The sequence below is a fragment of the Enterobacter sp. Sphag1F genome (assembly GCF_014193275.1).
GTDB lineage: Bacteria > Pseudomonadota > Gammaproteobacteria > Enterobacterales > Enterobacteriaceae > Pantoea > Pantoea symbiotica.
In genome coordinates this window covers 16,747-43,192 of record NZ_JACHZD010000001.1, presented here as the reverse complement: position 1 = coordinate 43,192, position 26,446 = coordinate 16,747, and the positions used below count along the sequence as shown (strand labels likewise).

General features: G+C 55.1%; 26 protein-coding genes. 12 read left to right on the top strand and 14 right to left on the bottom strand.

Annotated elements, in window-relative coordinates; genetic code table 11:
* Positions 1-33: 33 nt before the first annotated feature.
* From FHW71_RS00185 to FHW71_RS00160, 6 genes are all read right to left on the bottom strand, one after another.
* On the bottom strand, positions 34-534 hold the full coding sequence (locus FHW71_RS00185; RefSeq protein WP_179450809.1) for an RES family NAD+ phosphorylase: 501 nt from the start codon (positions 532-534) through the stop codon (positions 34-36).
* Entirely contained in the window at positions 534-1,016 is a 483-nt protein-coding gene (locus FHW71_RS00180) for an antitoxin Xre/MbcA/ParS toxin-binding domain-containing protein (RefSeq protein WP_154193487.1), read from the bottom strand. The genes FHW71_RS00185 and FHW71_RS00180 overlap by 1 nt, the downstream gene beginning before the upstream one ends.
* 103 nt (positions 1,017-1,119) lie before the next feature.
* Entirely contained in the window at positions 1,120-1,449 is a 330-nt protein-coding gene (locus FHW71_RS00175) for a DHCW motif cupin fold protein (RefSeq protein WP_179450810.1), read from the bottom strand.
* A gap of 65 nt (positions 1,450-1,514) precedes the next feature.
* Positions 1,515-2,999, bottom strand: a complete 1,485-nt coding sequence (locus tag FHW71_RS00170; RefSeq protein WP_179450812.1) for an FGGY-family carbohydrate kinase — start codon at positions 2,997-2,999, stop codon at positions 1,515-1,517.
* A 60-nt stretch (positions 3,000-3,059) separates the two neighbouring features.
* Entirely contained in the window at positions 3,060-3,899 is an 840-nt protein-coding gene (locus FHW71_RS00165; RefSeq protein WP_061718863.1) for an aldolase, read from the bottom strand.
* A complete protein-coding gene (locus tag FHW71_RS00160; protein WP_179450814.1) occupies positions 3,883-5,637 on the bottom strand; it encodes a glycerol-3-phosphate dehydrogenase/oxidase in 1,755 nt (584 codons plus the stop codon). The genes FHW71_RS00165 and FHW71_RS00160 overlap by 17 nt, the downstream gene beginning before the upstream one ends.
* Positions 5,638-5,854: 217 nt before the next feature.
* Here FHW71_RS00160 and FHW71_RS00155 point away from each other — a divergent pair, with 217 nt between their 5' ends.
* The 4 genes from FHW71_RS00155 (at position 5,855) to FHW71_RS00140 (ending at position 9,019) form a co-directional block, all read left to right on the top strand.
* A complete protein-coding gene (locus tag FHW71_RS00155; RefSeq protein ID WP_179450816.1) occupies positions 5,855-6,250 on the top strand; it encodes a VOC family protein in 396 nt (131 codons plus the stop codon).
* Between the two features lie 32 nt (positions 6,251-6,282).
* Positions 6,283-6,795 (top strand): AAA family ATPase, encoded by a 513-nt coding sequence (locus tag FHW71_RS00150; RefSeq protein ID WP_179450818.1) that lies wholly within the window; start codon positions 6,283-6,285, stop codon positions 6,793-6,795.
* A 178-nt stretch (positions 6,796-6,973) separates the two neighbouring features.
* Positions 6,974-8,236 carry a DUF1479 domain-containing protein gene (locus FHW71_RS00145; RefSeq protein WP_179450820.1) on the top strand — a complete coding sequence of 421 codons (1,263 nt, stop codon included), beginning with the start codon at positions 6,974-6,976 and terminating at the stop codon, positions 8,234-8,236.
* A gap of 42 nt (positions 8,237-8,278) precedes the next feature.
* The gene (locus FHW71_RS00140; RefSeq protein WP_179450822.1) at positions 8,279-9,019 is read left to right on the top strand and encodes a DNA-binding transcriptional regulator YciT; all 741 of its coding nucleotides are present in this window, start codon (positions 8,279-8,281) and stop codon (positions 9,017-9,019) included.
* 13 nt (positions 9,020-9,032) lie between these two features.
* Here FHW71_RS00140 and FHW71_RS00135 read toward each other — a convergent pair whose 3' ends face one another.
* The 6 genes from FHW71_RS00135 to FHW71_RS00110 all read right to left on the bottom strand — a co-directional run bounded on the left by FHW71_RS00135 (position 9,033) and on the right by FHW71_RS00110 (position 15,785).
* Positions 9,033-10,280 (bottom strand): HipA domain-containing protein, encoded by a 1,248-nt coding sequence (locus FHW71_RS00135; RefSeq protein ID WP_179450824.1) that lies wholly within the window; start codon positions 10,278-10,280, stop codon positions 9,033-9,035.
* A complete protein-coding gene (locus FHW71_RS00130; RefSeq protein WP_179450826.1) occupies positions 10,270-10,617 on the bottom strand; it encodes a helix-turn-helix transcriptional regulator in 348 nt (115 codons plus the stop codon). The genes FHW71_RS00135 and FHW71_RS00130 overlap by 11 nt, the downstream gene beginning before the upstream one ends.
* A 165-nt stretch (positions 10,618-10,782) precedes the next feature.
* On the bottom strand, positions 10,783-11,736 hold the full coding sequence (locus FHW71_RS00125) for a sugar-binding transcriptional regulator (RefSeq protein WP_179450828.1): 954 nt from the start codon (positions 11,734-11,736) through the stop codon (positions 10,783-10,785).
* Positions 11,737-11,751: 15 nt separating this feature from the next.
* On the bottom strand, positions 11,752-12,690 hold the full coding sequence (locus FHW71_RS00120; RefSeq protein ID WP_179450830.1) for a TIM barrel protein: 939 nt from the start codon (positions 12,688-12,690) through the stop codon (positions 11,752-11,754).
* 10 nt (positions 12,691-12,700) lie between these two features.
* A complete protein-coding gene (locus FHW71_RS00115) occupies positions 12,701-14,227 on the bottom strand; it encodes a glycerol-3-phosphate dehydrogenase (RefSeq protein ID WP_179450832.1) in 1,527 nt (508 codons plus the stop codon).
* A 10-nt stretch (positions 14,228-14,237) separates the two neighbouring features.
* Complete coding sequence (locus FHW71_RS00110; RefSeq protein WP_179450834.1) at positions 14,238-15,785, bottom strand: FGGY-family carbohydrate kinase; 1,548 nt, start codon at positions 15,783-15,785, stop codon at positions 14,238-14,240.
* Positions 15,786-16,209: 424 nt separating this feature from the next.
* On the opposite strand from FHW71_RS00110, the gene FHW71_RS00105 reads away from it, so the two are divergent.
* The 6 genes from FHW71_RS00105 (at position 16,210) to FHW71_RS00080 (ending at position 22,465) form a co-directional block, all read left to right on the top strand.
* Positions 16,210-16,863, top strand: a complete 654-nt coding sequence (locus FHW71_RS00105) for a DUF2291 domain-containing protein (RefSeq protein WP_179450836.1) — start codon at positions 16,210-16,212, stop codon at positions 16,861-16,863.
* On the top strand, positions 16,860-18,398 hold the full coding sequence (locus tag FHW71_RS00100; protein WP_176970455.1) for a sugar ABC transporter ATP-binding protein: 1,539 nt from the start codon (positions 16,860-16,862) through the stop codon (positions 18,396-18,398). The genes FHW71_RS00105 and FHW71_RS00100 overlap by 4 nt, the downstream gene beginning before the upstream one ends.
* A gap of 22 nt (positions 18,399-18,420) precedes the next feature.
* On the top strand, positions 18,421-19,476 hold the full coding sequence (locus FHW71_RS00095) for an ABC transporter permease (protein ID WP_008104141.1): 1,056 nt from the start codon (positions 18,421-18,423) through the stop codon (positions 19,474-19,476).
* Positions 19,477-19,549: 73 nt separating this feature from the next.
* A complete protein-coding gene (locus tag FHW71_RS00090; protein ID WP_007888383.1) occupies positions 19,550-20,497 on the top strand; it encodes a D-ribose ABC transporter substrate-binding protein in 948 nt (315 codons plus the stop codon).
* Positions 20,498-20,648: 151 nt separating this feature from the next.
* Entirely contained in the window at positions 20,649-21,509 is an 861-nt protein-coding gene (locus tag FHW71_RS00085; RefSeq protein ID WP_008104138.1) for a DeoR/GlpR family DNA-binding transcription regulator, read from the top strand.
* 200 nt (positions 21,510-21,709) lie between these two features.
* Positions 21,710-22,465: a YoaK family protein gene (locus FHW71_RS00080; protein ID WP_154156145.1), complete on the top strand. Its 756-nt coding sequence runs from the start codon at positions 21,710-21,712 to the stop codon at positions 22,463-22,465.
* 49 nt (positions 22,466-22,514) lie between these two features.
* Here FHW71_RS00080 and FHW71_RS00075 read toward each other — a convergent pair whose 3' ends face one another.
* Both FHW71_RS00075 and FHW71_RS00070 read right to left on the bottom strand, forming a co-directional pair.
* On the bottom strand, positions 22,515-23,060 hold the full coding sequence (locus FHW71_RS00075; RefSeq protein ID WP_179450838.1) for an NUDIX hydrolase: 546 nt from the start codon (positions 23,058-23,060) through the stop codon (positions 22,515-22,517).
* A gap of 323 nt (positions 23,061-23,383) precedes the next feature.
* Positions 23,384-24,286 carry a ParB/Srx family N-terminal domain-containing protein gene (locus FHW71_RS00070; protein WP_061720088.1) on the bottom strand — a complete coding sequence of 301 codons (903 nt, stop codon included), beginning with the start codon at positions 24,284-24,286 and terminating at the stop codon, positions 23,384-23,386.
* A gap of 132 nt (positions 24,287-24,418) precedes the next feature.
* Here FHW71_RS00070 and FHW71_RS00065 point away from each other — a divergent pair, with 132 nt between their 5' ends.
* Both FHW71_RS00065 and FHW71_RS00060 read left to right on the top strand, forming a co-directional pair.
* The gene (locus FHW71_RS00065; protein WP_154193439.1) at positions 24,419-25,051 is read left to right on the top strand and encodes a DapH/DapD/GlmU-related protein; all 633 of its coding nucleotides are present in this window, start codon (positions 24,419-24,421) and stop codon (positions 25,049-25,051) included.
* A gap of 83 nt (positions 25,052-25,134) precedes the next feature.
* The gene (locus tag FHW71_RS00060) at positions 25,135-26,427 is read left to right on the top strand and encodes a Fic family protein (protein WP_286176024.1); all 1,293 of its coding nucleotides are present in this window, start codon (positions 25,135-25,137) and stop codon (positions 26,425-26,427) included.
* The last annotated feature ends 19 nt before the right edge of the window (positions 26,428-26,446 follow it).

The window sequence follows — 26,446 nt, the reverse complement described above, 5'->3', positions numbered from 1 at the left end:
TGCGCATGAATGCGCACCCTACGAAAACCCTCGTCACGCTTTTATTCGACGATCAAGCGCGAAGGGGGCTGAAGTGGCTTGTGCAAAGAGGGCGGCGGCGGCAGGATGGTCGGGATTGAGAATGGCGTTGTCTTCACCGGTCAAAATGCTGGGTACCGTCAACAGCAAAGGAAAGCCGCCTTGCAAATCAAGGAACGCGGCGCCAATCGCTTGCGTCTCTTCCTGCTGCTGATACTTTTGCCAATCGCTGGGCAGCTTACTGCTGTCCAGCGCCATGATTTCGCTCTCAGGGATCGGCAGGGTAAAAATCACAAAGCGGCTCTTCTCCAGCATCGCTTTACCGGCATGCACCACCAGTTCCAGCGTGGCGAGTGCCTTTGAGCTGCTGAGGTAAACCGTTTTAATGCCGGGCGGATTCCAGCGTCCGCCCCATTTTTCAGCGCCAGCGCCGCTAAATGCCTCGCTGGCATATTCTTCTTTCACTAAACGATAAAACAGTCGATAGGGAGCATCCGGTTCCTTCCGTTGCGTCATTACACAATCACTCCGTGTTCCAGGCGACCAATCAGCGTTAACACCGCATCGCAGCCCGCAGGCGTGCTCAGCATCTCCATTGGCAAGGCATCATCCAGTGCCAACGCAGGTTGATACATCCAGTGCATGGCAGCGTCAACGTCACCGGCAAATAATTGCAATACGGCATCCAGAATTTCGAATACCTGATACACGCGAGCACCTTGCTCCACCGAGAGTTGCGATCCGGCCTTCTCACGGCGGCGATAGGTATTGCGATCGATCGAGACCATCTGGGCCACATCCAGCGGCGTTGCTTTCAGCACCGTGGCAGCGCGCTCAACGATGCCAACGTCCAGACCTTCGGTGATCAACTGATGTGCTTTCAGCGGATTACGCGGCAAGCCCATTTGATCCATAAAAGATTGCTGAGCGTGCTGAATCAGCGTCGGGTCGAAGACGCGTGCGGCATTGCCGTGATTGAATGGGGATGCAGTTGTCATAACAACCTCCTGAACAATGTTCATTTGAACATTTTGATAGTTCAAGTGTACATCACTGCGCAGAGGTTGTCATTTTTTGTACGATCATAAAACTAATGCATTGTTAATCAACAATAAACAGCTTTGCACCGCTGACGGTTGAGGAGCGGTGCGCTTCTGCATTGTCTGCGACCTGATAACTCACGCCTGGCGTTAACGTGAAGGTGCGACCATCTTCCAGTTCCGTCACCATTTCGCCTTCGAGGCAAAGCAGAATATGGCCTTTGCTGCACCAGTGATCCGCCAGATAACCGGGTGAATACTCCACCATCCTGACCCGAATATCACCGAAGCGTTGGGTGCGCCACAAAGCAAAGCCTTCATCGCCGGGATGCTTTTCAGGTGCGATGTCGTTCCAGGTAGTGATGCCAAAAGGAAGCTGATTGATCTGCATACGGATGCCCTTGAGTAGATAAGACAGCCATGATTAGCAGCGAGAGGGCAATTAAGCCAGTAAAATCAACCGGCTTCCTGCCACATCTCGCGCATCGCCAGCTCCAGCTTCTTAAACACGCGATAACGCGTATCGTGAAACGTAAAGCGATCTGGTCGTGGCAACAGCGCGCCGGGATTGATCTGCACCGCCTGCTGCGCGGCCTCGGCGAGATTACGCCACGCGCCGACGCCCACACCGGCACACAATGCTGCGCCGAGTGCACCGGTTTCTTTGCACTCCGCGACGCGAATCGGTATGTCTAACACGTCAGCAAACATCTGCGGCCAGACACAGCTGCGCGCTGCGCCGCCCGACAAAATGGCCTGAGTAAATGGGATGCCCGCCGCACGCAAGCGATCGATATGCGCCCGATGGGCAAAGGTCACGCCTTCAAACAGCGCGAACAGCATATCGGCGCGCGTATGCCAGCCGCCTAAGCCATAAAACCCGGCTTTGGCTGGTTCCGATTTACGTCCGGAATAGAGGTAAGGGTGATAAAGCGGCAACTGCGCATTGGGTTGCACATGCGCCACGCTATCGCTGCTGCGCGCCGCGCCTTGACCGCCGCGACCGTCGTCAAATTCGCGCAGGAACCAGTCGAGATTCGCCGCCGACGTCGCGCTGGCCTCAATCGCCATGTAACGATCTGACTCAATAATGGAGTTCATAAATACCGGGCGCAGATAATCGGGTTTATCCACTACCACCTGATTGATGCTCCACGTCCCGGCGACAATCGAGGCTTGACCCGTGTTCACCACGCCAGAACCGACGGCGCTGGCCACCACATCAAAGATGCCCGCCACCACCGGAATGCCCGCCGGTAATCCGGTGAGCTGTGCAGCATGTTCTGTGACATGGCCAACCACCTCGCAGGATTCACGCAGTGCGGGCAGCACGGCGAGCGCCTCTTCGATGCCGTAAAGCGCCATCAATTCACGGCTGTAGCCGCGCGCGCGATAATCAATCAATCCAGCCCCGGCGGCATCCGAAAAATCAGCGCTGATTGCACCACTGAGAAAATGGGCGATAACGTCTTTCGCTAACAGTAAATGGCCGATTTGCGCCCAACGTTCGGGTTGATGTTGTTTGATCCAACTGATTAACACTGGCGTTGCAGCTGGCCAGGGTTTTTGCAGCGAAATCTGGTAGATGCGCTTATCCGCGCCGCTCATTTCCAGCGCGTGCACCGTATCACAAGCGCGATGATCAATAGACTGAATACCAAACAGCGGCTGCTGATGCTTATCCAGCGCATACAAACCGTTGCCGTGACCGGCCGCGCCAACTGCGATCACCTCGCTGGCTGGCGTTCCCGCCTGTTGCAGGCAACGGCTCACCGCATCACTGACGCCATGCCAGATATCCGCCACCGGCCGTTCGGCGTAACCTTCCTGCGGGCGATGGGTTTCTCCCGCGCACTCGGCCACCGACAATACGCGACCGCTGAGATCAAACAGCACCGCTTTGATCATGGTGTTTCCGGCATCAATACCGACTATCTTCATATCCGACTCCGTGCAACTGGCGAAGACGGCGCACCGCTTAAGCGCCGGTGCAGGTAAGGCTCAACCCTGCTGATAGATTTCCAATGCGTCCGGGCCGCTGGCACCCTGATGAATAATCGCCATCAGCGCTTTCACCACGCGTGACGGATTATCGTGCTGATACACATTGCGGCCATACACCATGCCGCTGGCGCCTTGCGCCATTAGCGCGGCACTTTTCGTCAGCACGCCCGCCAGTTCACCTTTGCCGCCGCCGCGCACCAGCGTGGGACAGCGCGCCGCTTCCACTACGCGATGAAAATCCTCCACGTTCTCAGTGGGATCGGCTTTGATAATATCGGCACCCAACTCGCGCGCCAGCCGTACCAGCGGCACAATCTTCTCCACATCGCCCAGCGAGCCGTAAGCTGCGCCTTGCCCGGCGGGAGCCATCACCAGCGGTTCAATCATCAGCGGCATGGCGTAGCGATCGCAGGCCTGACGCAGGCGGCCAATGTTTTCAACGCACATGCGGAAAATGCCCGGTTCATCAGGGATCAGATAGAGATTAACCACCACCGCGGCAGCGTCCATCTGTAACGCAGCAAGAATCGGCTCATCAGGATTGTGCAGTACCGCCCACATTTCCCGGTGACGCGCCGCGTTGTAGGCATTGCCCACATCGGTGCGCATCACCAGCGCTGGTTTGCGTCCCGCTACACGTTGCAGCAGGTCGGCCTGACCGTAATTGACCTGAATGGCGTCCGGCTGCGCGGCGATCAGGTTATCCATCACATCTGCAATATTCTCCAGGCCGATGAGAAAATCAGGCTCGTTGGCGATACCGTGATCGATGGCGACATCCAGACATTTGCCGTGCTGAAACAGCCGCTGCATGCGCACTTTATTGGTTACTAACATGTCGTGTTTCCTCCTGAAAAACCGTGGGGTGAAGGCCGGTAAGTCCGTGCAAACGCGCCAGATTGGCGCAGCCGCGCTGCAGCTGCTGCGCGCGTTCGCTATCGCTCCAGCCGAGCGTCGCGGCCATGATTTCGGCGATCTCCTGCACCAGCGGCGCGCTAAGTTCACCGCAAATCGCCAGCGAGGTGCGGCGCACCAGCAAATCCTCCAGCTGACAAACCTGTTCATGCTCTATCAGATAACGTAACTCGACATCGCTGTAGGCGGCGTGATGCTGCAACATTTGCTCGCCGTGCTGCTGGATCAGCGCCAGCAGCGGCAGCGCGCGGCTGCCGTAACGTTTGGCGAGCTGCATCACGCGCGGCAGCGGCACGCCATAACGCTGCGCCAGTTGCGCCAGCCACGCGGTTTGTCCTGAAGGTTTGGGGAAGTTACGTCCACCGCCAATCGGCTCATCGCCGCTAGAGACATGACGTTTTTCACCGAGCAGGCGCAGTACACGATCTGCCGCCTCTTCACCGAACTGACGGAAAGTGGTCCATTTGCCGCCGACTAAACAGAGCGTGCTCCAGGCGCGATTGGCGTCAGCTGGCAGCACCACTAACGAGTGATTACGTGAGATTTGGCCGTTAAGTTTGGCCTCGCTAGCGGGCAGCGGACGTACGCCGCAGAAGGTATACACGATGGTGGAATCCGCCACCTCGATATGCGGAAAGACGAAACGCAGTGACTCAAGGATGTAATCCTTTTCCTCTTCTTCGCACACCACCGCGTCAGGATCGTCCACGCGGATATCGGTTGAACCCACCAGCACCTTGCCAAACCATGGGAACATGATGCAGACACGGCCTTCCTGGTTCTCGAAATAGACCATTTCGCCATCCAGCATATGCAGCAATTCGGGATGATCGAGGATCAGATGCGATCCTTTGGTGCCGCCAATCAGCTTTGGCAGATCGCGGCTGGAGGTGATGCGTTGGTTAAGCTGGTCGATCCATGCGCCACCGGCATTCACCAGCACATGCGGTTGCAGGCTAAAGCGCTCGCCACTCAACGCATCCTGTAAAATAATGGTTTCGCCCTCGGCGCTGACCAGCTGCAGATAATTGAGCGCCAGCGCCTCTGGGCAGGCTTTTTCGGCATCATCAATCAACTCAAATCCCAGTCTTTCTGGCGCGCTGATCCAGGCATCGTAATAGCTGGCGCTGTATTTCACCCAGGGCGCGAATCCCGGCCAGCGATCGCGCGTGGCGGCCTCATTGCGCACCTGATGCTTCGGCATCGATCCATATTGGCGGGTGTAGATGTCATACAGGCTGAGCCCGGTTTTAATTAGCAGCGCACCACGTCGTGTCGGTTTATCGCTCAGACGAAGAAAACGGCGCGTGGCATTGACTAAGCCGCCAGCGAGATTATCGATTGGCACCGTGGTACGTAAGGGAAACACATAATGCGAGGCATTTTTCAGTAGGCGGTCGCGCTCGGTGACCGACTCTTTGACCAGCGTGAACTCACCGGTTTCCAGGTAACGTAAACCGCCATGAATCATGCGCGACAGCGCACCGCTGGCGGCCTGGCACCAATCGCCTTTTTCAACCAGAATCGCCGGAATGCCCTGCAACGCCAGTTCGCGAAACGTACTGATGCCGTTGATGCCGCCGCCGACAATCAACACCGGTGTCGACGACCGCAGGCGCAGGGCGCTCAGGCGTTCTTCGCGGGTTTTGATGTTATCCATGAGATGCTCCAGTTCCAGTACGCCAGGATGAGATCGTAGTCGCTGGAGAAGTGCTGGAGGACGAAAGGTGAAGGAATTGTTAATTCGATGAGTCGTAGTTGTGATTTCGTTCACTTAAATGGTGTTTAATAGACGGCGGGATTTGAAGTGTGTGAAAGGTTTAAATGCAAAAAAATACTTATCAGAGCATGGCCGTATTTTACTAAGGAGTAATAGCATGAGAACGCAAAAGCGCTGTATGGGATATGTGGCAATTGTCGTGGATGATTATGACCGCGCCATTGAGTATTACACTCAGAAGCTGGGATTCCATTTAATTGAAGATACACCTCAACCCGGTAAGCGATGGGTTGTCGTGAACCCTAATCCGCAAAGTGATTGCAATCTATTACTCGCTCAGGCTTCCAATGATCGACAGAAAGAATCTATCGGAAATCAATGCGGTGGCCGCGTATTTCTGTTTTTACAAACCGATGACTTCTGGCGTGACTATAACCAGATGAAAGCTAATGGCGTTACTTTCAGTGAAGAGCCGCGCGAAGAAGAATACGGCACAGTGGTCGTGTTCGAAGATATATACGGTAACCGCTGGGATCTTTATCAGAATAAATAATCATAACGACCGATGTGACAAGGAATTAATGAATGCTCATCACTTTTAGCGGATTACCCGGCACTGGCAAAAGCACCATTGCGCGGTTATTAGCGCAGCAGCTCGGCGCGGCGTATTTACGCGTCGATACCATCGAACAAGCGCTGCGATCGGGTCAAGAGAGCGAGAAAGCCATCGGCCCGGAAGGGTATTTCGTCATCTACGGATTGGCGCGCGATAATTTGCTGCTTGGTTCCACCGTTATTACCGACTCGGTTAACGACCTGCAACTGATCCGCAATGCTTATCGCGATATCGCCTTGTTAAGCGGCTCGCCGCTGCTGGAAGTCGAAGTGATCTGTTCCGATCGTAACAAACATCGCTTTCGTGTCGAAAATCGCGCGTCCGATATTAAAGGTTTGAAGCTGCCGGATTGGCAGGCAGTTGAACAGCGCGAATATCAAGCCTGGGAGCGCGACCATTTGCAGCTTGATAGCGCAATGCTCTCGGCGCAGCAGTGCGTGGATGTCATTCTGCAAGCGCTACCGAAAACGTCAAAATCCTGATCTTTCAGTGGTGGCGTTCAACGCGTCGCCACTTTCACCTGAAAGCTATTTTTCAACCTTAATGTGATCAATCTCCGGATTCGGCGCTTATGGCATTGTTTATTGCTGCGCATTTGTTATGAATGAAGTGCAATTTAGTTTCGAATGAAACATACAAGTTAACGAATCGGAGCATGTCATGAATAATACTTTCACTTCATTGCAACAACCTGATGATTTCAAACAAAACGTTCGTCTGATGAAAGGCGTGCTGAGAGAGCAGATCGGTGATGTCGAAGGTCTGTTTGAACAAGTCAGAAGCAAAATCGTCAGCGAAATTGCCGCCGCTCGTGCAGAAGAGGCGCAAAACGGCAGCGCGTGGCCGCAGGTCAGTCAGCAGGATATTGCGGCGGGACGTATTAGCGATGAGGTGGAGGATCATATCCGTCGACGCGGTTGTGTGGTGGTGAAGCAGACTTTCCCGCGCGAACAGGCGCTGGCGTGGGATGAGTCGATGCTCAAGTACCTCGATGACAACGATTTCGACAACGTCTATCAAGGGCCGGGCGATAACTTCTTCGGCAATCTGGATGCGTCACGCCCGGAAATCTATCCGATTTACTGGAGCGATGCGCAGATGTCAGCGCGCCAAAGCGATGCCATGGCCCAAACGCAATCATTCCTCAATCGCTTGTGGAGGTTTGAGTCACGCGGCACACGTTGGTTTGAACCCGACGTCAGCATTATTTATCCCGATCGTATTCGCCGCCGCTTGCCTGGCACCACCTCCAAAGGCCTCGGTGCGCACACCGATTCAGGCGCGCTGGAGCGTTGGTTATTGCCGGCGTATCAGCAAGTGTTCAGCAAAATTTTCACCAACCAGTTTGATCAATACGATCCCTGGGATGCGGCGCATCGCACCGAAGTGAATGAGTATCAATCGGGCACCACCACCAAGTGTTCGGTATTCCGGACCTTCCAGGGTTGGACTGCGTTGTCGGATATGCAGATTGGTCAGGGCTTGCTGCACGTGGTGCCGGTGCCGGAAGCGATGGCCTATTTGTTACTGCGTCCGTTGTTGAAAGATGTACCGGAAGATGAGTTGTGCGGCGTAGCGCCGGGCAAAGTGTTGCCGGTATCAGCGCAGTGGCATCCGGAACTGATTGAAGGCTTATGTTCGATTCCCGCACTGCAGGCCGGCGATTCGGTATGGTGGCACTGCGATGTGATCCATTCGGTCGCGCCAGTAGAGAATCAGCAAGGCTGGGGCAATGTGATGTACATTCCCGCCGCACCACTGTGCGAGAAAAATGCCGCCTACGCGACCAAAGTGGCGCAAGCGCTGGCCACCGGTGCATCGCCAGGCGATTTCCCGCAGGAGGATTATGAAACGCAGTGGCGCGATCGCTTCTCCCTCGATGCGTTAAATGCCCATGGTCGCCGCAGTCTGGGATTAGGCTAAATTTCTGGTAAGCTTGGCAAAAATTTCACAGCAGCGGGTGTTATGAACGCACGTCATCAGCAGATTATCCAACTGGTTAGCGAGCGCGGCAGCGTCAGCGTAAATGAGCTGGCGCACACCACCGGCGTCTCGGAAGTGACGGTGCGTCAGGATCTCAATCTCCTCGAGAAAGGCGGCTTTCTGCGCCGCGTGCACGGTTCTGCCGTGGCGCCAGAAAGTGATGACGTCGGCGCGCGTATGCAAACCCGCTTCGCGGTGAAAAAGCGATTGGCCGAATACGCGGCGTCGCTAGTGAACAGCGGTGAAACGGTGTTCATCGAAGGCGGCAGCACCAACGCCTTGCTGGCGCGTGAACTGAGTGAACGCAACGACATCACCATCATTACCGTGAGCCATTACATCGCCGGATTGCTGCGCGAAAAGGGCGGCGATGTGATCATCCTTGGCGGCCTGTTCCAGAAAAGCAGTGAATCGGTGGTGGGGCCGCTGACGCGTTTGTGTATTCAGCACCTCAATTTCCACAAGGCGTTTATCGGCATTGATGGCTGGGATGCGGTCACTGGCTTTACCGGCCGCGATATGCTGCGCTGTGACGTAGTTAACGCCATCATGGAAAAACCCACGCACACCATCGCGTTGACGGATTCCTCTAAGTTTGGCCAGATTCATCCGTTTGCGCTGGCACCGCTTCAGCCGTTTAAACAGCTGATCACCGATGCCGAACTTGAGGGAAGCTATCTAAAAACGCTGCGTGAGAAGGGTGTGGAAGTGAGTGTGGTTTAACTTAAGCGATCAGTTATTCAAGTGAAAAAGGATTGATGAATTGCCTGTTCCACAGACTTTCCCGATCCACCTGGCTCAGTTCGGCTTCATCACAAACATGATGCCAATAGGTTTCGATAGCCGTTTTTAACATCATGAAATGCGCATGAGCGTCAGCGCGACTCAAAGCAAAGTGATGAGCGGCATCCAGACAACTGCTCATGCGACTCAAATTATTGTTGCCGCTAATCAGCATCGCCTGTGAGGCTTCGTTGCCAGCGCGGCCTTGCGGGCAAATATCATAAGCAGGCGTAAGACTGAAGCTGTTACCGTTCCAGAAGGCAGCATGATTGCGGGCGTGGTCATCGGTATTGCCGCAGAGAATATTGAAGCAAAGCCGTTTATACAGTTCCAGCAAAGTCTCTTTGGGCGAGGCAAAGCGCTGACGAATAATTTCAGCGAGTGTTTCGTAACTGGCATAGCGCGCCAGCATATCGTCGAGTTCAAACAAGGTCAGCGCCGAAAGCATCACTTTTCGTGTCCATCCATCGGCTTTTTGTTCGCGGTCGAAACGCTCAATCATGATCACATCGCGTCCGGCTGCTTTGACTAACTTGACCGGAGCAACATGCAAACCTGCCAACTGCGCCAATCGCATCGCCAGGAATTCGCCTTTCACCACATTCCAGATATCCGTACTGGCAGAAAACTTAGCAATGTATTTTTTTCCCTCGGCCTCGATCAGCGCTTTGGGCCGCGCGCCACCGATCGACGTCCCATGAAAAAGCGCCTGATCCAATTCAGGTGTTAGCGGTACGCCTTTTTCGACCCGATCAGCAGACTCCAGTAATTCAGGAAGGGTGACATTCGCAGCCGATCGCGGAACGTACTCCGTTGCCGAGTGCTGGAAATCAAGCGCACCAATACGATCTGAACCGGACTCGATGAGATATGTCAGCTCATCGAGTATTCCGGTATCGACATTAGCGCCTTTACGTCCCATTCGACGGTTGATAATGACACGACGTCCCCAGGCATCAGGCGCGCTATCACGAATACAGCCCGCAATCGTTAACCCATTCAGCGGCGAAATAACGCCAGTCTGCAGAGGAAGTTCATTGGGATTGAGCGGAATGCAGTTTTCTCGCTGCAGATAACTACGACCATAGTTGAAAAACAGCGTATCGCCTTCAGCCTCTAGCCTGCCCGCCACCACTGGCGATGTTTCACCTGGTAGCCATATCCATACGTAAGCGTCTCTTAAACGCGCTTCAGAAGTCATCCTTCACCTTCCTGCTGCTCTTTTTTTTGCTGGTGTGTTTAGGTAACAGCTTTAGCTTTTCCTCAACACGGTTTCGATGGCTGACTAATGAGGGCAAACTCACCTCTGTATCAAACAGGGAAATGCCCAGGATGGCCGCAATCTCGAAATAACTGCCAATCTGACATTTCACATCGCCTTGCTCAATACGATGCAAAGTCCCGCGCGAAATGCCGGCTCTTTCAGCCAACTCGGATACCGGAATTTGCTTCTCGATCCGTTCAGCACGAATCAAGGAAGCTAATAGGGCAATCGCTTCCTGCGCATAGCGTGAGGTTGGTGAAGTAAGAGAAGTCATGATTTGTTCCATACACGGTACCAATAAGCGTTATATGTACAATATATGGAACATCATAGCCTGATGTGAAGGATTTTATCAATGTTGTAAACCGCCATGGATGTTCTCTGTATGGTACCAATGATACTTATTGGTGCCATACAGAGAACATTTAACCATTCTGCTTTAACCCACCAACGCCTGCGCCGTCACCTCATCCGTAATCAAACCGGTCACCAGACCACTGGCCAGCACGGCGCGAATCGCTGCGACTTTACTGGCGCCACCCGCCAGGGCGACAATCTCTGCGCGATGCGAAAGATCGAGATCCACCGACAAGGTGCGTGCCGTCAGGTTGGTGTGAATCATCTGCCCATTGGCATCGAAGAAGTGTCCCAGCAGTTCGCCGACCGCTCCGGATGAAGAGATATCATTGATCTCCGCTTCATCAATCATGCCGGCTTCAACCAGCTGAGCGGCGGGTTCGACGGTGCCAATGCCCACCAGTTTGACTTCACTCTGCGCCGCCATGGCAAACACCTCGCTCACACCGCGCTGCGCCAGCAACACTTCACGATCTTCCTGAGTATTCGCAAAGAAAGGCACAGGCATCATGTAAGCCTGCGCACCGGTTTTCTCGGCGATACGATGCATGACGTCGTGGGGATTGAGCGCGTAGTTGCGGGTTAAACAGCCGAGCAGCGAGACAAAGCGCATGTGCGGCGCATCAATACGCGGCAATTGGTGGATGGCGGCGGAAAGGGTGCGGCCGTGTCCCAGACCTAGCGTGGTGGAAGGCGACGCGGTGAGCAGGTTACGCAGATAATCCGCGCCCGCCATACCCAGCGCACGTACCGGCAAATCTTCTTCACCAAGGTCAGGCGCGACATGACAGAAGTTAAGCGCGAATTTCGCCCGCAGCCGATCTTCTAACGCGACGCAGGCGACGATATCGCCATCAATCGACACCTTGACCGCGCCTTCCGCCACCATGCGCGCAATCATGCGGTGCGTTTTCACCGACGGCAGCCCAAGTCGTTTCGCCACTTCCGCCTGCGTTAAACCGCCGACGTAGTGCAGCCAGGCGGCGCGCAGCGCCAGAGATTCGTCGCGTTCAGTCGAGGTTGGTGCCGGTTTCATTATTTATACGTCCTGTTAATTAGACAAATGCAGATCCTGCACGCCGGTATCAATATGTCCGGCCCAGAAGGCGACGCTTTCGGCGATCTCGGCCACCACATTGCTGTCGGTTGGCTCGCGCTCTTTAAAGCTCAGTTCAAGGCAGATCTCATTATCCTGCGCGCCGCCGCGCGCCAGCGCGTCCAGCAGCGGCTGGGGCTGAATGCGGCCGCCGGCATTGTACTGCAATGTAAAAGGTCTGTGTCCGCCTTTATCCAGCATGCTCTGTTTAATATGGATAATCGGAGAATAACGCGGCACCGCTTCGGCCCACGCATAGGGATCGTAATCGCGCGGATCGGCGGAGGTAACATCACCGTGATCGATATCCGCCATCATCCACATCGGCAGCACCATCGAGGCTTCGCTCAAACGCTGCTGCAGCGCTAAACAGGCAGGAATGGTTTCACCAAACTCGCGGCCCACGCTCATCGGCTCCCAAAACAGGTATTTCAGTCCGGCGGCTTTGGCGTGTTCGGCAACGTCCGCCCAGCAATCAATGGCGATATCGATCAGCGCTTCGCGGCGTGCAATATCATTGAAATCCTGTTGAGTAAAGATGGCGAACTGCGATCCCACCGAGTCGCCGCCCAGTTCGGCGGTGATATCAGCGAAGGTTTTAAACCAGTCGACGTAATAGCGGCGCACTTCAACATCAGGATGGCCAAAGTGGTTGAGTCGACCATAAGGCCCAGTCATGCCGGAGGTGACGCGCACGCCGGTGGCGCGCAGCGCCTGTTGCATCAGGCGCGTCATGCGCGTGATGGTCGCAGCGGGCCAGCCGGGATTGATGAATTCATGGGTGAGCTGCAAATCACGGATGCGGATCTGCTGCGCCACGGTGGTAATCAAATCCTGCGGATCGGCAAAGCGATTCACCAGCGGATTGGTATTCAGTGACAGCGTTAACGGCATGTTTCACCTCTTATCCGGCATGCGCACGCAGCGGCGCGGGAGCAGCAAAGGTAGCGTTGAACCATTGGGTGAAAGCCTGTTGCTGCGCGTCATCGAGGTGCAATTTATGCTTGGTACGACGCCACAGCACATCCTCAGCCTGTTGCGCCCACTCATTTTCCACCAGATAACGCACTTCGGCTTCATACAGCTGCCCGCCAAAATGACGGCCAAGATCGCCCAGCGCATTGGCATGACCGATCAACTTATCGATACGCGTGCCATACAGCCGCGCATAGTGTTTACGCAGCGGCTGCGGCAGCCACGGCCAGCGCGCTTTAACCTGCTCTAAGAAACTGTCGAAATCGGCGTGTGGCATATCGCCGCCCGGTAAGGTGGCGCCACGCGTCCAGTCCGCGCCCATGTTGGGGAAGAAAGGTGCCAGCTTCTGAATGGCGTGTTCAGCCAGCTTGCGGAAGGTGGTGATCTTGCCGCCAAACACATGCAGCAGCGGGGCGTTTTGCTGATCGTCGAGGTCAAACACGTAATCACGGGTCACCGCCGATGGATTGCCTTTGCCGTCATCAAACAGCGGACGCACGCCGGAAAAGCGCGTGATCACATCGCTGGCGCGCAGTTTCACCTTGAAGTAGCGATTTACAACGTCGATCAGATATTGCTGTTCGCTGTCGTCGGCGGTGACCGCTTCCGCTTTGCCCTGCCACGGAATATCGGTGGTGCCGATCAGCGCTTTATCGCCTTCATACGGATTAATAAAAATCACCCGCTTGTCGGTGTTCTGCACCAGATACGCCTGCTGGCCTTCCCAGAATTTCGGCACGATGATGTGCGAGCCTTTCACCAGCCGCACGTTGCGACTGCTTTTGGTGTGCGTCACCTGATTAACGATATCCAGTACCCACGGCCCGGCAGCGTTGACCAGCACTTTGGCAAACACGGTGCGCGAGGTGCCGCTGGCATCCTGCAGGGTGATTTCCCACTTACCGTTATGACGCGTCGCCGCCACGCAGCGGGTGCGCGGCAGAATGGTGGCACCACGCTCGGCGGCATCCAGCGCATTCAGCGTCACCAGCCGCGCATCATCCACCCAACAATCGGAGTATTCGAATCCTTTGCTGTAGCTGTCCAGCAATGGCGCACCTTCAGGATCGCGGCGTAAATCCAGTGAACGCGTGCCCGGCAGTTTCTGACGGCCGCCAAGGTGGTCGTAGAGAAACAGGCCGAGGCGCACCAGCCACGCCGGGCGATCGGTTGGACTGTGCGGCAACACAAAGCGCATCGGCCAGATGATATGTGGCGCGGCGTTGAGCAGCACTTCGCGCTCGATCAGCGCCTCACGCACCAGACGAAACTCGTAATACTCCAGATAACGCAGGCCGCCGTGCACCAGCTTGCCGGAGCGCGATGAGGTGCCCTGCGCGAGGTCGTCTTTCTCACACATCATCACCGACAAGCCGCGACCGGCGGCGTCACGTGCGATACCCGCACCGTTGATACCGCCGCCAATCACAAACAGATCCAGCATGTGTTCACTCATGATTTACTCCTTAAAACTGTTTTAGCGCGTGCCAGGCGGCAGGAAGATCGTTACGCATCTGCTGATAGGTGGGGAACAGCTGGTTGTAGCGCTGCATCAGTTCGTTGGCTGGCGCTTCGGGCGCATCCAGCAGCGGCATCACCCAGGTTTTGACGCAGCTCTCCATCGACGGATAGGCGCCAATCGCTACCGCCGCCATCATCGCGGCACCGGCCGCTCCGGCTTCGTCGCGCTGGCTGATGCGCACCGGCGCACCAATGCAGGCCGACAAAATCTGGCGTAACGGCTGCGAACGCACCGCGCCGCCGGTTAAACGAATTTCGCCCGGCAAACTGCCCATCGCCTGATAGCAATCGCGCGCGGCAAAACCGATGCCTTCGATTACCGCCCGCACCAGATCGCCAAAATTGTGGGTGTAACTCAGGCCGGTAAAGCTGGCGCGCGCCTCGGCATTGACAAACGGTCCGCGCTCACCGGCAATCGAGATATAAGGGTGATAAAGCAGGCTGCCGGGCTTGGCCGCGTTGAGCCAGCGATCGATATGTCCCACCAATCGGGCATGATCGATTTCGCAACCAAAGCCATTAAGCAGATCGCTGGCGAGATTCAGCAACCAGTCGAGATTGAGTGTCGATGCCATGTTGGTTTGCACCTGCGTGACATAGCCCGGCCAAGGCAGTGGAATCACGTAGCCGGTTTGCGCCGGATTCAGCCACACTTCATCGATGGTGACGCTGCGCAGATGTACGCCGGTCGATCCGACAATCGAGCATGCGGTATTGACTTCCCCGGTATGCACGCCAGCGCCAAGCGCGGTCATCGCCATATCGACATAGCCGAGGCAGATTGGCGTGCCGGCCCGTAAACCGGTGGCCTGCGCGGCTTCAGCGGTTAATGGATGCGTGGTTTCCGTGCCTTCGATAATTTCCGGTAGCAGATGGCGACGCTGTTCCAGCCCCAGCGCGGCAATCACCTGATCGTCATAACGCTGGTGGCGGAAGTTGCCAAAGGTAAAGCTGGCCTCGGAAGGATCGGTGGCGCGAATACCAGTGAGATTGAGGTAAAGCCAATCTTTGCAGTGCAGCGCCACTTCGCTGTTGGCTAACAGCTCGGGAAAGAAGTGATCCATGTGCGCCAGCTGCGATCCCTGCTGACAGGTGTTGAGTCCGGTGCCGGTAGCGCTAAAGCGTGCGGCAGCTAACGGATGTTGATTGAGTTTTTCAACCGTCGGTGCCGCGCGCGCATCTAACCAGATCCACGCATCGCCGACCGGTTGATTATTGGCACCCACCAGCCAGCTGCCGTCGCCTTGTGCGGTGACGGCCACTGCAACAACCCGCGCGGCGAGATTGTCGACGCGCTCGCCCAGTTTACGTATCGCGGTGACCGCATCCTGCCAGGTTTGGCTCATTGACTGCTGCGCCGCGCCGCCTTCGCTGCGGTAATAACTGTTACGCACCGATGCGCATGCCAGTTGCGTGCCTTCCAGATCAAACGCCACCGCTTTAACCACCGAGGTGCCGGAATCCAGACCCAGAATGATATCGCCACTATCCACGTACACCTCCGAAAGAAGAAGAGTTCTGTTCATCGCCGTGATCACCGGAAAGGTGTTAATGGGCTGTGATGAATTTGCTAAATAATGTCTTACACCACTTCTCACTGAGATAACATATCAACTGTATTATTTTTCGATAAAACCAATAAATTTCATTTCGGATAGCGAAGCAGATCACGGATTAGCAGGTAAAACCTCACAAGAAGAAATGAGATATCACGCCGTAAAGGCTTATATGGCGGGGTTTAATGCGCTTTGTGACGAGACCGACATCAAATAAGCGATCCAGATCGCTCTCCTGAAAAAATTGCGCGTCACCTGTTGACAATTTAGTCACATCAGCACAATTCTCATCACACAAGTTATCACATTTATAACATTATCGGCGCGATTATCGCAGCTGATGTCAGTGAGAGGTCACGTTATGTCCGATGTCTCAATTCAGGCCCAGCAAATTTCCCGCAAGCGCGTCCGGCGCTACGCCACCCTCGGCGTGGTAGTGATTGCGGTGATTGCGGCGATGGCGCTCGACACCAAGGTGGTAAAAATTGGTTCCGCCGATGACGCGCAGGAACAAGGCTTCTCGCCGGACAGTTACGGCCAGAAAACCTTCCCTACCATTCAGCAGGATGTTGCATCACGTGCGGTAGAGGCCAAAACGTTAGCCGATGCGCTGCAGGCTAATCAGCAGGAAGCGGTGCAGAAGTATGGCGTTGGCGCGCCGCTGCCGGTCTTCGCCGTCAAATTCTCAGGCGTGGTGCAAGCCGGGCAGATGGGCATCTTTCCGCTGAAAATCGACGGATTGCCGACAGATATGCAGGTGCGGCTGCAAACCGGTCCGGCGATTACCGGCACCGATCTGCGTGACGCCAATGGCAAGATTCAGTTCGGCGATTTCACTAACCAAATCGAGTATCAAAATGCCGGTTCGGCGATCAATCGTGCGATGAAAAGCGCGGTGCTCGACAAGCTGGATCGCGATGCGTTGCCGGGCAAAACCGTGCAGGTAGTTGGCGTGTTCCGCTTGCTCAACGCAAAAAACTGGATGGTGACGCCGGTCAGCATGGAGGTGAAATGAAACCGTTCAACCTCAATCCCGCCTTGCTGAAAGGCGAAGTGATTCTGCAGGCGCGCAACGTCAGCAAAGTGTACGGCTCCACGCACGCGCTGAAGGGCGTCAATTTCGAAATTCGTCGTGGCGAAGTGACCACGCTGTTTGGTGAAAACGGCGCGGGTAAATCGACGCTGATGAAAATTTTGTCTGGCGTGATTACGCCAACAACCGGGGAAATCTTATTACACGGCGAGGAGAAGACCTTTCGATCCGCCACCGAAGCGCGTGACTGCGGCATCTCGATTATCCATCAGGAGTTGAATCTCGCGCCAAATATGAACGTGCGCGACAACATCTTTATGGGGCGCGAAATCATGAAGCCGGGCGGCGTTGATTATGCCGAAGAGGCGCGCGTGACGGCGCACCTGATGGCAGCGCTGGAGGAGGAGATTGATCCGCTAACGCCAGTGGAGAACCTGCGTCTGGGCCAACAGCAGATTGTGGAGATTGCGCGCGCGCTGTCGGTCAATTCGCAGATTCTGATCATGGATGAACCCACCTCGGCACTCAGCGCAGCAGAAGTGGCGGTGCTGTTCCAGGTGATCCGTGATTTAACCAGCCAGGGCGTGGCGATTGTCTATATCTCGCATCATCTGGAAGAGGCGCTGGAGATTACCGATCGCGCGGTGGTGCTGCGCGATGGCGTGATGACCGCCTACGCCAAACGCGATGAGATCGATCTCGAATGGATCGTGCGCAACATGGTCGGCGATCACTTTGATCTGGGATCGCCACCGCAGGGTTACGACTTCGGGCTGCCGGCGCTGACGGTGAAAGATCTGACGCTGAAAAGTAAAACCGGCATTCGGCTGGTGGACAACTTATCGCTGGCGGTGCAAGCCGGCGAGATCGTCTGCATTTACGGGCTGATGGGCGCGGGGCGCACCGAACTGCTGGAGTGCATCGCCGGACGTCTGCATCAAAGCAGCGGCCATATTCTGCTGCAGGACACCGATATCTCCGCGCTGAACATTTCCCAACGCATTCAAATTGGGCTGGCGCTGGTACCAGAAGATCGGCAGCGCGATGGCCTGGTACAAACCATGTCGGTGGGTGAAAACCTGTCGCTCGCCAGCATCGGCGACTTTGTGCGCGGGCTGGTGCTCTCCAGAAGCCGGGAAAAACAGCTGGTTAACGACAGCATTCGCAACGTGACGGTGAAGACCGCCGGTGGCGATGCGGCGATTGGATCGCTCTCCGGCGGCAATCAGCAAAAAGTGGTGATAGGCAAAATGCTCGCCACCCGTCCCAAAGTGATTCTGCTGGATGAGCCGAGCCGTGGCATTGATATCGGCGCTAAAGCGGAAGTGTTTCGCCTGCTGGCGGAGAACGCCAAAAAGGGGCTGGCGGTGGTGTATACCACCTCGGAAGTGGGCGAATGTCTGAGTATTGCGCATCGCATTGTGGTGATGAGCAAAGGGCGCATCTCCGCCATCTTCGACGCAAGCGTCAGTAAAGAACGCATTATGGCCGCTTCAGGCGAGTCTCTGGTGGCATGACATGAAAAGTGGAGCAAAAGGTATGACTGACAGAACACAAACGCTGGATACGCCGCCGGTGGTTAACAAGAAAAAAAGCGACAAGCAGCTGAATGTGGCGCGGCTGCTGCTGGAAGGGCGCGCGTTCATCGCGCTGCTGGTGATTATCGCTACCTTCTCAATGTTATCGCCCAACTACTTTACCGGCGCCAACTTCCTCACCATGGCATCGCACGTGGCGATTTTCGGTCTGCCGGCGATCGGCATGCTGTTGGTGATCCTCAACGGCGGCATTGATTTATCGGTGGGCTCTACGCTCGGTCTCGCCGGTGTAATGGCCGGATTTATGATGCAGGGCATCAATCTGGAAGCGCTCGGCGTGGTGCTCTATCTGCCGGTGTGGGCGGTGGCGATTTTGACGCTGGTGGTTGGCGCGCTGGTGGGATTAGTCAACGGCGTACTGATCGCCTGGTTCCGCGTTCCGGCATTCGTCGCCACGCTCGGCACCATGTATGTGGCGCGCGGCATTGCGCTGCTGATCACCAACGGTTTGACTTACAACAAACTCTCAGGCAGTGAAGCGCTGGGGAATACCGGCTTCGACTGGCTCGGCTTTAATCGCATCTTCAATATCCCGGTTGGCGTGCTGGTGCTGGGCGTGGTGGCGCTGGCATGTGGTTTCCTGCTAAGCCGCTCGGCGTTTGGTCGCTGGCTGTACGCTTCGGGTGGTAACGAACGCGCGGCCGATCTGTCGGGTGTGCCGGTGAAGCGCATCAAAATCAGCGTCTATGTGTTGTCTGGCGTCTGCGCCGCACTCGCCGGGCTGGTGCTCTCCTCACAGCTCACCTCGGCGGGCCCAACCGCCGGTACCACCTATGAATTGACCGCGATTGCGGCGGTGGTGATCGGTGGCGCGGCGCTGACCGGTGGACGCGGCAACGTGCGCGGTACGCTGCTTGGCGCGTTCGTGATTGGTTTTCTCTCTGATGGCCTGGTGATTATCGGCGTCTCTGCTTACTGGCAGACGGTGTTCACTGGTGCCGTGATCGTGCTGGCGGTATTGCTCAACACCCTGCAATACGGACGGCGCGCTCGCTAACTCACGCGCGCTGTTTCAGCAGCGCGCGGATATCCGTAAAACCTGTACCCCATATAATAACGGAGCACCAACTATGTTCACTAAACGTCTCTTCATCGCGGCCGCAGCTATGGCCATCACCACTTTTGCTGCACCCACCTGGGCAGATAACGGGTTAATGACGATTATCGTTAACGATCCTTCCAACCCTTACTGGCTGACGGAAGGTCAGGTGGCGCAGAAAGCCGCTGAAAAGCTGGGCTACAGCGCCAAAGTCAGTGCACACAAAGGCGATACCAATACCGAAAGCCAGCTGATAGATACGGCGATCACTAATAAATCGAAAGCGATTATTCTCGATCCGGCTAACGCCGATGGCTCGGTCGGCTCGGTGAAAAAAGCCATCGCCGCTAATATTCCGGTGTTTATCATCAACGCCGAACTGAACCAAAGCGGGCTCGCCAAAGCGCAGCTGGTATCCAACAACGCGCAGGGCGCGGCGGTTGGCGCGATGGAGTGGGTGAAGCAGGTGGGCGATACCGCGAACTATGTCGAGCTGGTTGGCCCGCCATCGGACAATAACGCCGCCACCCGCGCCAATGGTTTTGACACCGTGCTGACGCAATACCCCACGCTGAAGAAAGTAGGCCAGGAAGTGGCTAACTGGGACCGCACCCAGGGCTTCAATAAAATGCAGTCGCTGCTGCAGGCCAATCCCAACATCAAAGGTGTGATCAGCGGCAATGACGAAATGGCGCTGGGCGCGATCGCTGCGCTGAAAGAAGCTGGCAAACTGAATCAGATCAAAGTCGGCGGTTTTGACGGTTCACCGGATGCGGTCGACGCCGTGAAAGCCGGTACACTGGCTTACACCGTGATGCAGCCTGTGGCCCAGTTCGCGCAGAAAGCAGTCGAGCAGGCGGATAGCTTCCTGAAAACCGGCAAAACCGGAGCGGCATCGGAGAAGCAGCTGTTTGACTGCATCCTGATTACCAAAGAGAACGCCGGTAACTTTGCTTCACCGTTTGTTCTGAAGCAGTAAATAAACCAGGTCGCCATAAATGGCGACCCTACAGAAGATATCGCGCTATGTAGGGTCGCCATTTATGGCGACCTCAGCATTTGCCAAAACCCGTTTTAAACGCTGTAATGAGTGCCGAACCCGCTTTCCGCTTCACTTTCCCGGATGAAATATGGCGCACAACCCGCAGGACTCTTCCCTTGGTGTATTTATGGCCGAAACCTTACCCAGCGATAGCCGTCAGGCGCGCCAACTCGCCCGTCGTCAGCTAATCGCCGAAGCGGTAATGGCTGAAGGGGCGATCCGCATCGAAGATATCACCGATCGCTTTGGCATCAGTTTGATGACCGCACATCGCGATATTGACGAGATGGTTGAACGCGGTTTGCTGCATAAATCGCGTGGCGTGGTATCCGCGACGCCAACCAGCCTGGTTGAATCCAGCGATATCTACCGCGCCACGCGTCAACTGGAAGAGAAGCAGGCGATTGCCGATGTCGCCGCCACCTATCTCGAACCGGGGCAGGCGATTTTCCTCGATGATTCAACTACCGTGCTGCAGATGGCGCGACTGCTCTCCGCACGCGCGCCGCTAACGGTAATCACCAATTCACTTACTTTGATGAACGAGCTACGCAACGGCCGCGATATCACCTTGATGGGCTTAGGCGGACAGTTCTATCACTGGTGCAATGCGTTTATGGGCCGTATGACGCGGGATGAAATTGCCAGCCTGCGTGCCGACGTGTTTTTCGTCAGCATGTCAGCGATTATCGACGATGCGGTGTTCCATCAATCTGCTGAAACGGTAGAGACCAAACGCGCGATGTTTGACGCCGCGCAGAAGCGCATTCTGATGATGGATAACACCAAATTTGAACGTCGGGCGCTGCACCGCTTTGCGCATCTGAGTGAATTCGATGTGGTGATTGTCAATCAGGGCACGCCGGTGCCTATTTTGCGTCGTATGCAGGATTTAGGGGTAAATGTGGTGGTCGCCCCAATGAAAATAAATCATTCGGTTAATTCGTAAAAAGGTGGTCACCATAAATGGCGACCCTACGATTATATGGCATGCCAATCTTTACATTAATTTAAATATATTCCCGCCACGTTGATTTTTTTACTTTCTTTAATATGTTCAGCGTCTTATTCGGGAATTTCCTGGTCATGAACGCGGCGTAGTGCTCTATGGTTATTATTCGGCCCTGGTTCAGAATAATGAGGTATCTGATGCTGATTAAACTTAAACGCACACGAACGCATGACGAGGACAGGAATCTGGCCATGTGGCTTGCCACCGCAGCCGGCGTGCTCAATGCTATCGCTTTGGGGGCGTTTGGCTTTTTCCCCTCACACATGTCAGGTAATACCTCACAATTATCCAGTGAAGTATCGAACGTTAATTTCCGCGATATCACCTTTTTAGCCACCATTCTGTTTGCCTTTGTTTGTGGTGCGGTCACGGCGAGAATGGTGGTGATCAGCGGATTAGCCAACGGCAATCGTATTATATTCTGCCAAATACTGTGGGTTGAAGGGCTGGCCTTAATCGCGTTATCGCTGTTTGAAATGTTCTTTTATTCATCGGCCAATAACCGGGAAGTTATTGTTATTCTGGGCTTCCTGATGGGCGTGCATAATTCAACCTCTACGCAGTTATCCAATGGCCGCGTGCGCTCAACCCATATTACCGGCACGCTGACCGATGCCGGGATTTCACTGGCATCTGTATTAGCCGCGCTGTTCCGCCGCGATCCGTCAAAGCAGATCTCGGGCCAGAAACGCCAGCTGTGGACGCATCTGACCACCATTTTCTCTTTCCTGATTGGCGGGATTGTCGGGCTGATGATGTTTAAACATCTTGGTTTTAAAGCCATGGCGATGGTGGGCGGCATATTGCTCATTGTTGCCACGCTGGCGATGGTGAGAACGGTGGTGCGCGTAAAGAACAACCGCTCACTGGCCTTGAAACCGTCCAGCAAGTAAGGCCGCAACCTTAGCAGCCGCATTGATCAAGCGGCTGCTAAAGACGAGATTAGTCGATAAGATTCTTCGCTCTGGCCAGCAGAAACGCGGTCACAGACGTTGCGTCGGTGATCTTGCCTGCCAGAATTAATTCAAGAAATTCGACAGTTTTGATTTTTCTCGCGGTTAATCCTACTTCTTCTGCATCCAGATTTTGTCCCTGATAGCTCAGGTTACTCGCCAGATAAATGTGATAGCCCTGCGCGGAATAGCCTTGCGCTAATTTTTGATAACCCACGTGTTCAAGCTGCCCGGCAATGAGCCCGGTTTCTTCTAGTAGCTCGCCAGCGGCAAGATCTTCAGGCGCGGCATCGGGCGCAAGTTCCCAGCTTCCCTGTGGCAGTTCAATGGTGCGTTCACCCAGCGGATAGCGGAACTGTTCAACCACATAGATGTGATCACCCTCAACTGGCAAAATCACCACAAAATCATTCTTCTCAATCACCGAATAGATGCCTTCGCTGCCATCGGCGCGCTGGATCTTGTCCTCTTTCAAGGTCAACCAGCGGTTACGGTAAATCTCAGTTGAAGCAAGCGTATAGATTTCAGGTTTCACTGTTGGCCTCCGTGATCTCAATAAGTGAATAACTATAACCACGATCGCCGTTAGCTTTTTCTGAATTCTCACGCCATCGCCTGTTTCAGGGCATTCAGAAGGACCGTGACGCGCGTTGGCAAATGGCGAGCGGTGGGAAACAGCGCCCACACGCCGAGCAGCTGCGGTTGCGCATCTCGCAAGGCAATCTCAATAGCACGCGCGGATTCCAGCCCGGCGGCGCAGGAGCAGGGCGCGGATTATATGTCGATTGGCAAAAGCGCACTGGCGAATCCCGACTGGCCGATGCGAATGTAGGGTCGCCATTTATGGCGACCGTATGGTTATTGCGCAAAGGCCCACGTCAATTTGCCGTTGTCGGAGACCAGCTTTTCCAGCTTCTTCTCGTTCACTTTCTTGCGTGCGCCTAACCGATCCGCCGTCAGCGCGCCGCTATCGCTGTGCGCAATTACCGTGTCTTTCGGCACGCTGGTCATCTTCTCAGCGATGGTTTCCAGCGCTTTGGCGTAACCGCCGCGATTGTTGAGATCAAAGTTTTTAAGCGGGAGCTGTGTTTCCAGCCATTTGCCCCAGTAGAATTCAAGGAACGGCGGCGGATTTTGCTCTTTATCAAAGCCAATATCGCGCACGAAATAGACCAGCGAGCGATATTCATCATTCTGCATGTGCTGGCGGCCCAGCTCTTTCGGCAGCGCATCCGGTTTAATTTTGCCGGATGGCGTGTCCAGCCACACCAGATGTGCCGCTTCCATTTTTTGCCAGAAGGCGGACATGGTTTTCAGGCTGCGGAAGTCATTAGTAATGCGTACCTGCACCGGCGTGTTGAGACCGGCGATATCGGCGAAATTACTGAAAGTATGATGACCATCGGTAAGGTACAGCACATTATCCGGTGCAATCACCGCCGTTTTCATCGGGCCAGGTTCGCTGCCAACCGGCGCTTTACAACTGAAGCTGCTGGGCTGCGAGAGACGTGATTTACTATCAAATTTATCGACGCCTTTCTGACCCATGCTTTCGCAATAATCATCAAACAGCTTTTTCGGTTCGGCTTCATAACGATGTTGTTTGTAATCCAGCTGACGATAGCCAATCGCGGCCTGCGTCGGATGGAGTTGCGCTAACTGCACTTGCACAATATCACCGGCTTTGATGTCGGCGGGCAGCGCGGCAGATGCCTGTCCGGCTGACCACAACAGCGCCAGTATTGACCACGGTGTTCTCATTCCCTTTCCTCAAATCGCCCATTGCAGATGCGCACAATAGCATTTCTGTCATCTTGTCGCTGTAGCGTGATGGCTCGCGGTTGCCCAGTCGCAACCGCTTATCCAGACATCTGACCACACGGAGCTTTGATTATGGCACTAGCTGCTGTGCAACCGGCAAAACTGCAACACACCGTTATCGATCCCAGCGTGCGTATGCGCGAAACCCAGATTGGCGCGCAATGTGAAGTGCTGGCCGAAACCTATATCGAATATAGCGAACTCGGCGATTTCTCCTATCTCGGTGAGCACTGCTGTGTCGCCGATGCGCAAATTGGGCGCTTTACCGCCATTGCCAATCATGTGCGGATTGGCGCGCCCAATCATCCGATGGACCGCGCTTCTCAGCACCGTTTCACCTACTGCCCGGAATACTACGATGGGCAGGCGGAGCGCGATAATGGCTTCTTTGCCGAGCGACGCGCCGATCGCGTGATTATTGGTAATGACGTGTGGATTGGGCATGGCGTGATCGTTCTGCCGGGCGTAACGGTGGGGGATGGCGCGGTGCTGGCGGCCGGTGCGGTGGTGACGAAAGATGTACCGCCTTACACCATTGTCGGTGGCGTGCCAGCCAAAGTGATCCGTGCGCGTTTCGCTGCGGATATTGCCGCACAACTGCAGGCAATTGCCTGGTGGAACTGGCCGCTGGAGAAATTGATGACGAATCTGGCGGATTTCCAGTCATCCGATCTTCGCACATTCTGCCAGCGACACGGCAGCTAACCGCGCTGTAAGCGCCATTTGTCGTCGCAGCTAATCTCAAGTAAACTCAAAATACACTGTTTTTGAGATTGCTTGAGATGAAAATGCGTCGTCCGCCTGCTCAACTTATTGATTCGTTGAGTATCAGTGAGATTAATTCGCTCCTCGCTAGTCATGCCGAGTGGGATGAGCGCTATCTGCATTTCGATGAATTGTATCGTCGAGTCAGTGATGGCCAGATGCGTGAGAAACTGTGGAGCGCATTGAAATTCAAGCGCCGCAGCAGCGCGCAGCACTTTGTGATCGCCGATCAAACCGTGACCTGTAACCTCACGGCCAAAATCACGGCGGCGATGTCGGCAGTCGATCGTATGACCTTTGCGCGCAATGGCGAACCGACGGATGAGGACGCGGCTTCTTACCTGATGTCTCAGCTGATCATGGAAGAGGCGATCTCATCCAGTCAGTTGGAAGGCGCGGCGACAACCTCGCGGGTGGCGATGGAGTTGCTGGCGGTGGGGCGTGCACCGCGCAACGAAGATGAAAGCATGATCATGGGCAACTGGCGGCTAATGCAGCACATTGCCACGCTGGGTGATGCGCCGTTAACACGCGCCGATATTCTGGAAATTCATCACATCGCCTGCGCTGGCATTAATGATGACAAATATCGGCCCGGTGCCGTGCGTGACAATAACGATGTGTTTGTTGCCGGGCGAGACGGCGAAATCATTCATCAACCGCCGGATTATCAGCGGCTGAATAGCCTGCTGGACGCGTTATGCGCCGAAGTTGCGTGGCTGGAGCAGCAGGGCACGCATCCGTTGCTGGTCGCCAGCGTAATGCACTTTGCCATCGGCTACATTCATCCCTTTAATGATGGCAACGGTCGCACCGCGCGCGGGCTGTTCTACCATCATCTGATTCGTCACGGTTACAGCGCGTTCCGCTACATCTCTATCAGCAAGCTGTTGAAAGCCGCAGCGGTAAAGTACGGCATCTCCTATCTGTACAGCGAAACCGATGAGATGGATCTGACCTATTTCGTGCAGTTTCAGTGTGAAGTGGTGATGCGCGCGGTTAATGCATTTACCGAGCAAATCGCCACGCTGCACAAAGAGCGGGAGCGTCTGGTGACGTGGGTGGAAGAGAATATGACCTTAGCCAAAGGTGAGCTGGATATCATGGCAATCGCACTGAATGCGCCGGGTTCGTTACTGAGTTCTGCCGGAATTAAATCGCGGCTCGGCATTGCGGATAACACCGCGCGTGCGCGCCTGAAAAATCTCACCGAACAGGGATTGTTACGTCCACTCAAGGAGGGAAAAGGAACGGTGTATCAGGCGCCTGTTTCACTTCGCAAGCTGCAAGAGTGGCTGAAAAAGCGCGAAGGGTAACAACGTCATCGCAAGCAAT

Coding starts and splice junctions, on each gene's coding strand:
- FHW71_RS00185 (WP_179450809.1), bottom strand. CDS start 534: ATGACGCAACGGAAGGAACCGGATGCTCCCTATCGACTGTTTTATCGT.
- FHW71_RS00180 (WP_154193487.1), bottom strand. CDS start 1,016: ATGACAACTGCATCCCCATTCAATCACGGCAATGCCGCACGCGTCTTC.
- FHW71_RS00175 (WP_179450810.1), bottom strand. CDS start 1,449: ATGCAGATCAATCAGCTTCCTTTTGGCATCACTACCTGGAACGACATC.
- FHW71_RS00170 (WP_179450812.1), bottom strand. CDS start 2,999: ATGAAGATAGTCGGTATTGATGCCGGAAACACCATGATCAAAGCGGTG.
- FHW71_RS00165 (WP_061718863.1), bottom strand. CDS start 3,899: ATGTTAGTAACCAATAAAGTGCGCATGCAGCGGCTGTTTCAGCACGGC.
- FHW71_RS00160 (WP_179450814.1), bottom strand. CDS start 5,637: ATGGATAACATCAAAACCCGCGAAGAACGCCTGAGCGCCCTGCGCCTG.
- FHW71_RS00155 (WP_179450816.1), top strand. CDS start 5,855: ATGAGAACGCAAAAGCGCTGTATGGGATATGTGGCAATTGTCGTGGAT.
- FHW71_RS00150 (WP_179450818.1), top strand. CDS start 6,283: ATGCTCATCACTTTTAGCGGATTACCCGGCACTGGCAAAAGCACCATT.
- FHW71_RS00145 (WP_179450820.1), top strand. CDS start 6,974: ATGAATAATACTTTCACTTCATTGCAACAACCTGATGATTTCAAACAA.
- FHW71_RS00140 (WP_179450822.1), top strand. CDS start 8,279: ATGAACGCACGTCATCAGCAGATTATCCAACTGGTTAGCGAGCGCGGC.
- FHW71_RS00135 (WP_179450824.1), bottom strand. CDS start 10,280: ATGACTTCTGAAGCGCGTTTAAGAGACGCTTACGTATGGATATGGCTA.
- FHW71_RS00130 (WP_179450826.1), bottom strand. CDS start 10,617: ATGACTTCTCTTACTTCACCAACCTCACGCTATGCGCAGGAAGCGATT.
- FHW71_RS00125 (WP_179450828.1), bottom strand. CDS start 11,736: ATGAAACCGGCACCAACCTCGACTGAACGCGACGAATCTCTGGCGCTG.
- FHW71_RS00120 (WP_179450830.1), bottom strand. CDS start 12,690: ATGCCGTTAACGCTGTCACTGAATACCAATCCGCTGGTGAATCGCTTT.
- FHW71_RS00115 (WP_179450832.1), bottom strand. CDS start 14,227: ATGAGTGAACACATGCTGGATCTGTTTGTGATTGGCGGCGGTATCAAC.
- FHW71_RS00105 (WP_179450836.1), top strand. CDS start 16,210: ATGTCCGATGTCTCAATTCAGGCCCAGCAAATTTCCCGCAAGCGCGTC.
- FHW71_RS00100 (WP_176970455.1), top strand. CDS start 16,860: ATGAAACCGTTCAACCTCAATCCCGCCTTGCTGAAAGGCGAAGTGATT.
- FHW71_RS00095 (WP_008104141.1), top strand. CDS start 18,421: ATGACTGACAGAACACAAACGCTGGATACGCCGCCGGTGGTTAACAAG.
- FHW71_RS00090 (WP_007888383.1), top strand. CDS start 19,550: ATGTTCACTAAACGTCTCTTCATCGCGGCCGCAGCTATGGCCATCACC.
- FHW71_RS00085 (WP_008104138.1), top strand. CDS start 20,649: ATGGCGCACAACCCGCAGGACTCTTCCCTTGGTGTATTTATGGCCGAA.
- FHW71_RS00080 (WP_154156145.1), top strand. CDS start 21,710: ATGCTGATTAAACTTAAACGCACACGAACGCATGACGAGGACAGGAAT.
- FHW71_RS00070 (WP_061720088.1), bottom strand. CDS start 24,286: ATGAGAACACCGTGGTCAATACTGGCGCTGTTGTGGTCAGCCGGACAG.
- FHW71_RS00065 (WP_154193439.1), top strand. CDS start 24,419: ATGGCACTAGCTGCTGTGCAACCGGCAAAACTGCAACACACCGTTATC.
- FHW71_RS00060 (WP_286176024.1), top strand. CDS start 25,135: ATGCGTCGTCCGCCTGCTCAACTTATTGATTCGTTGAGTATCAGTGAG.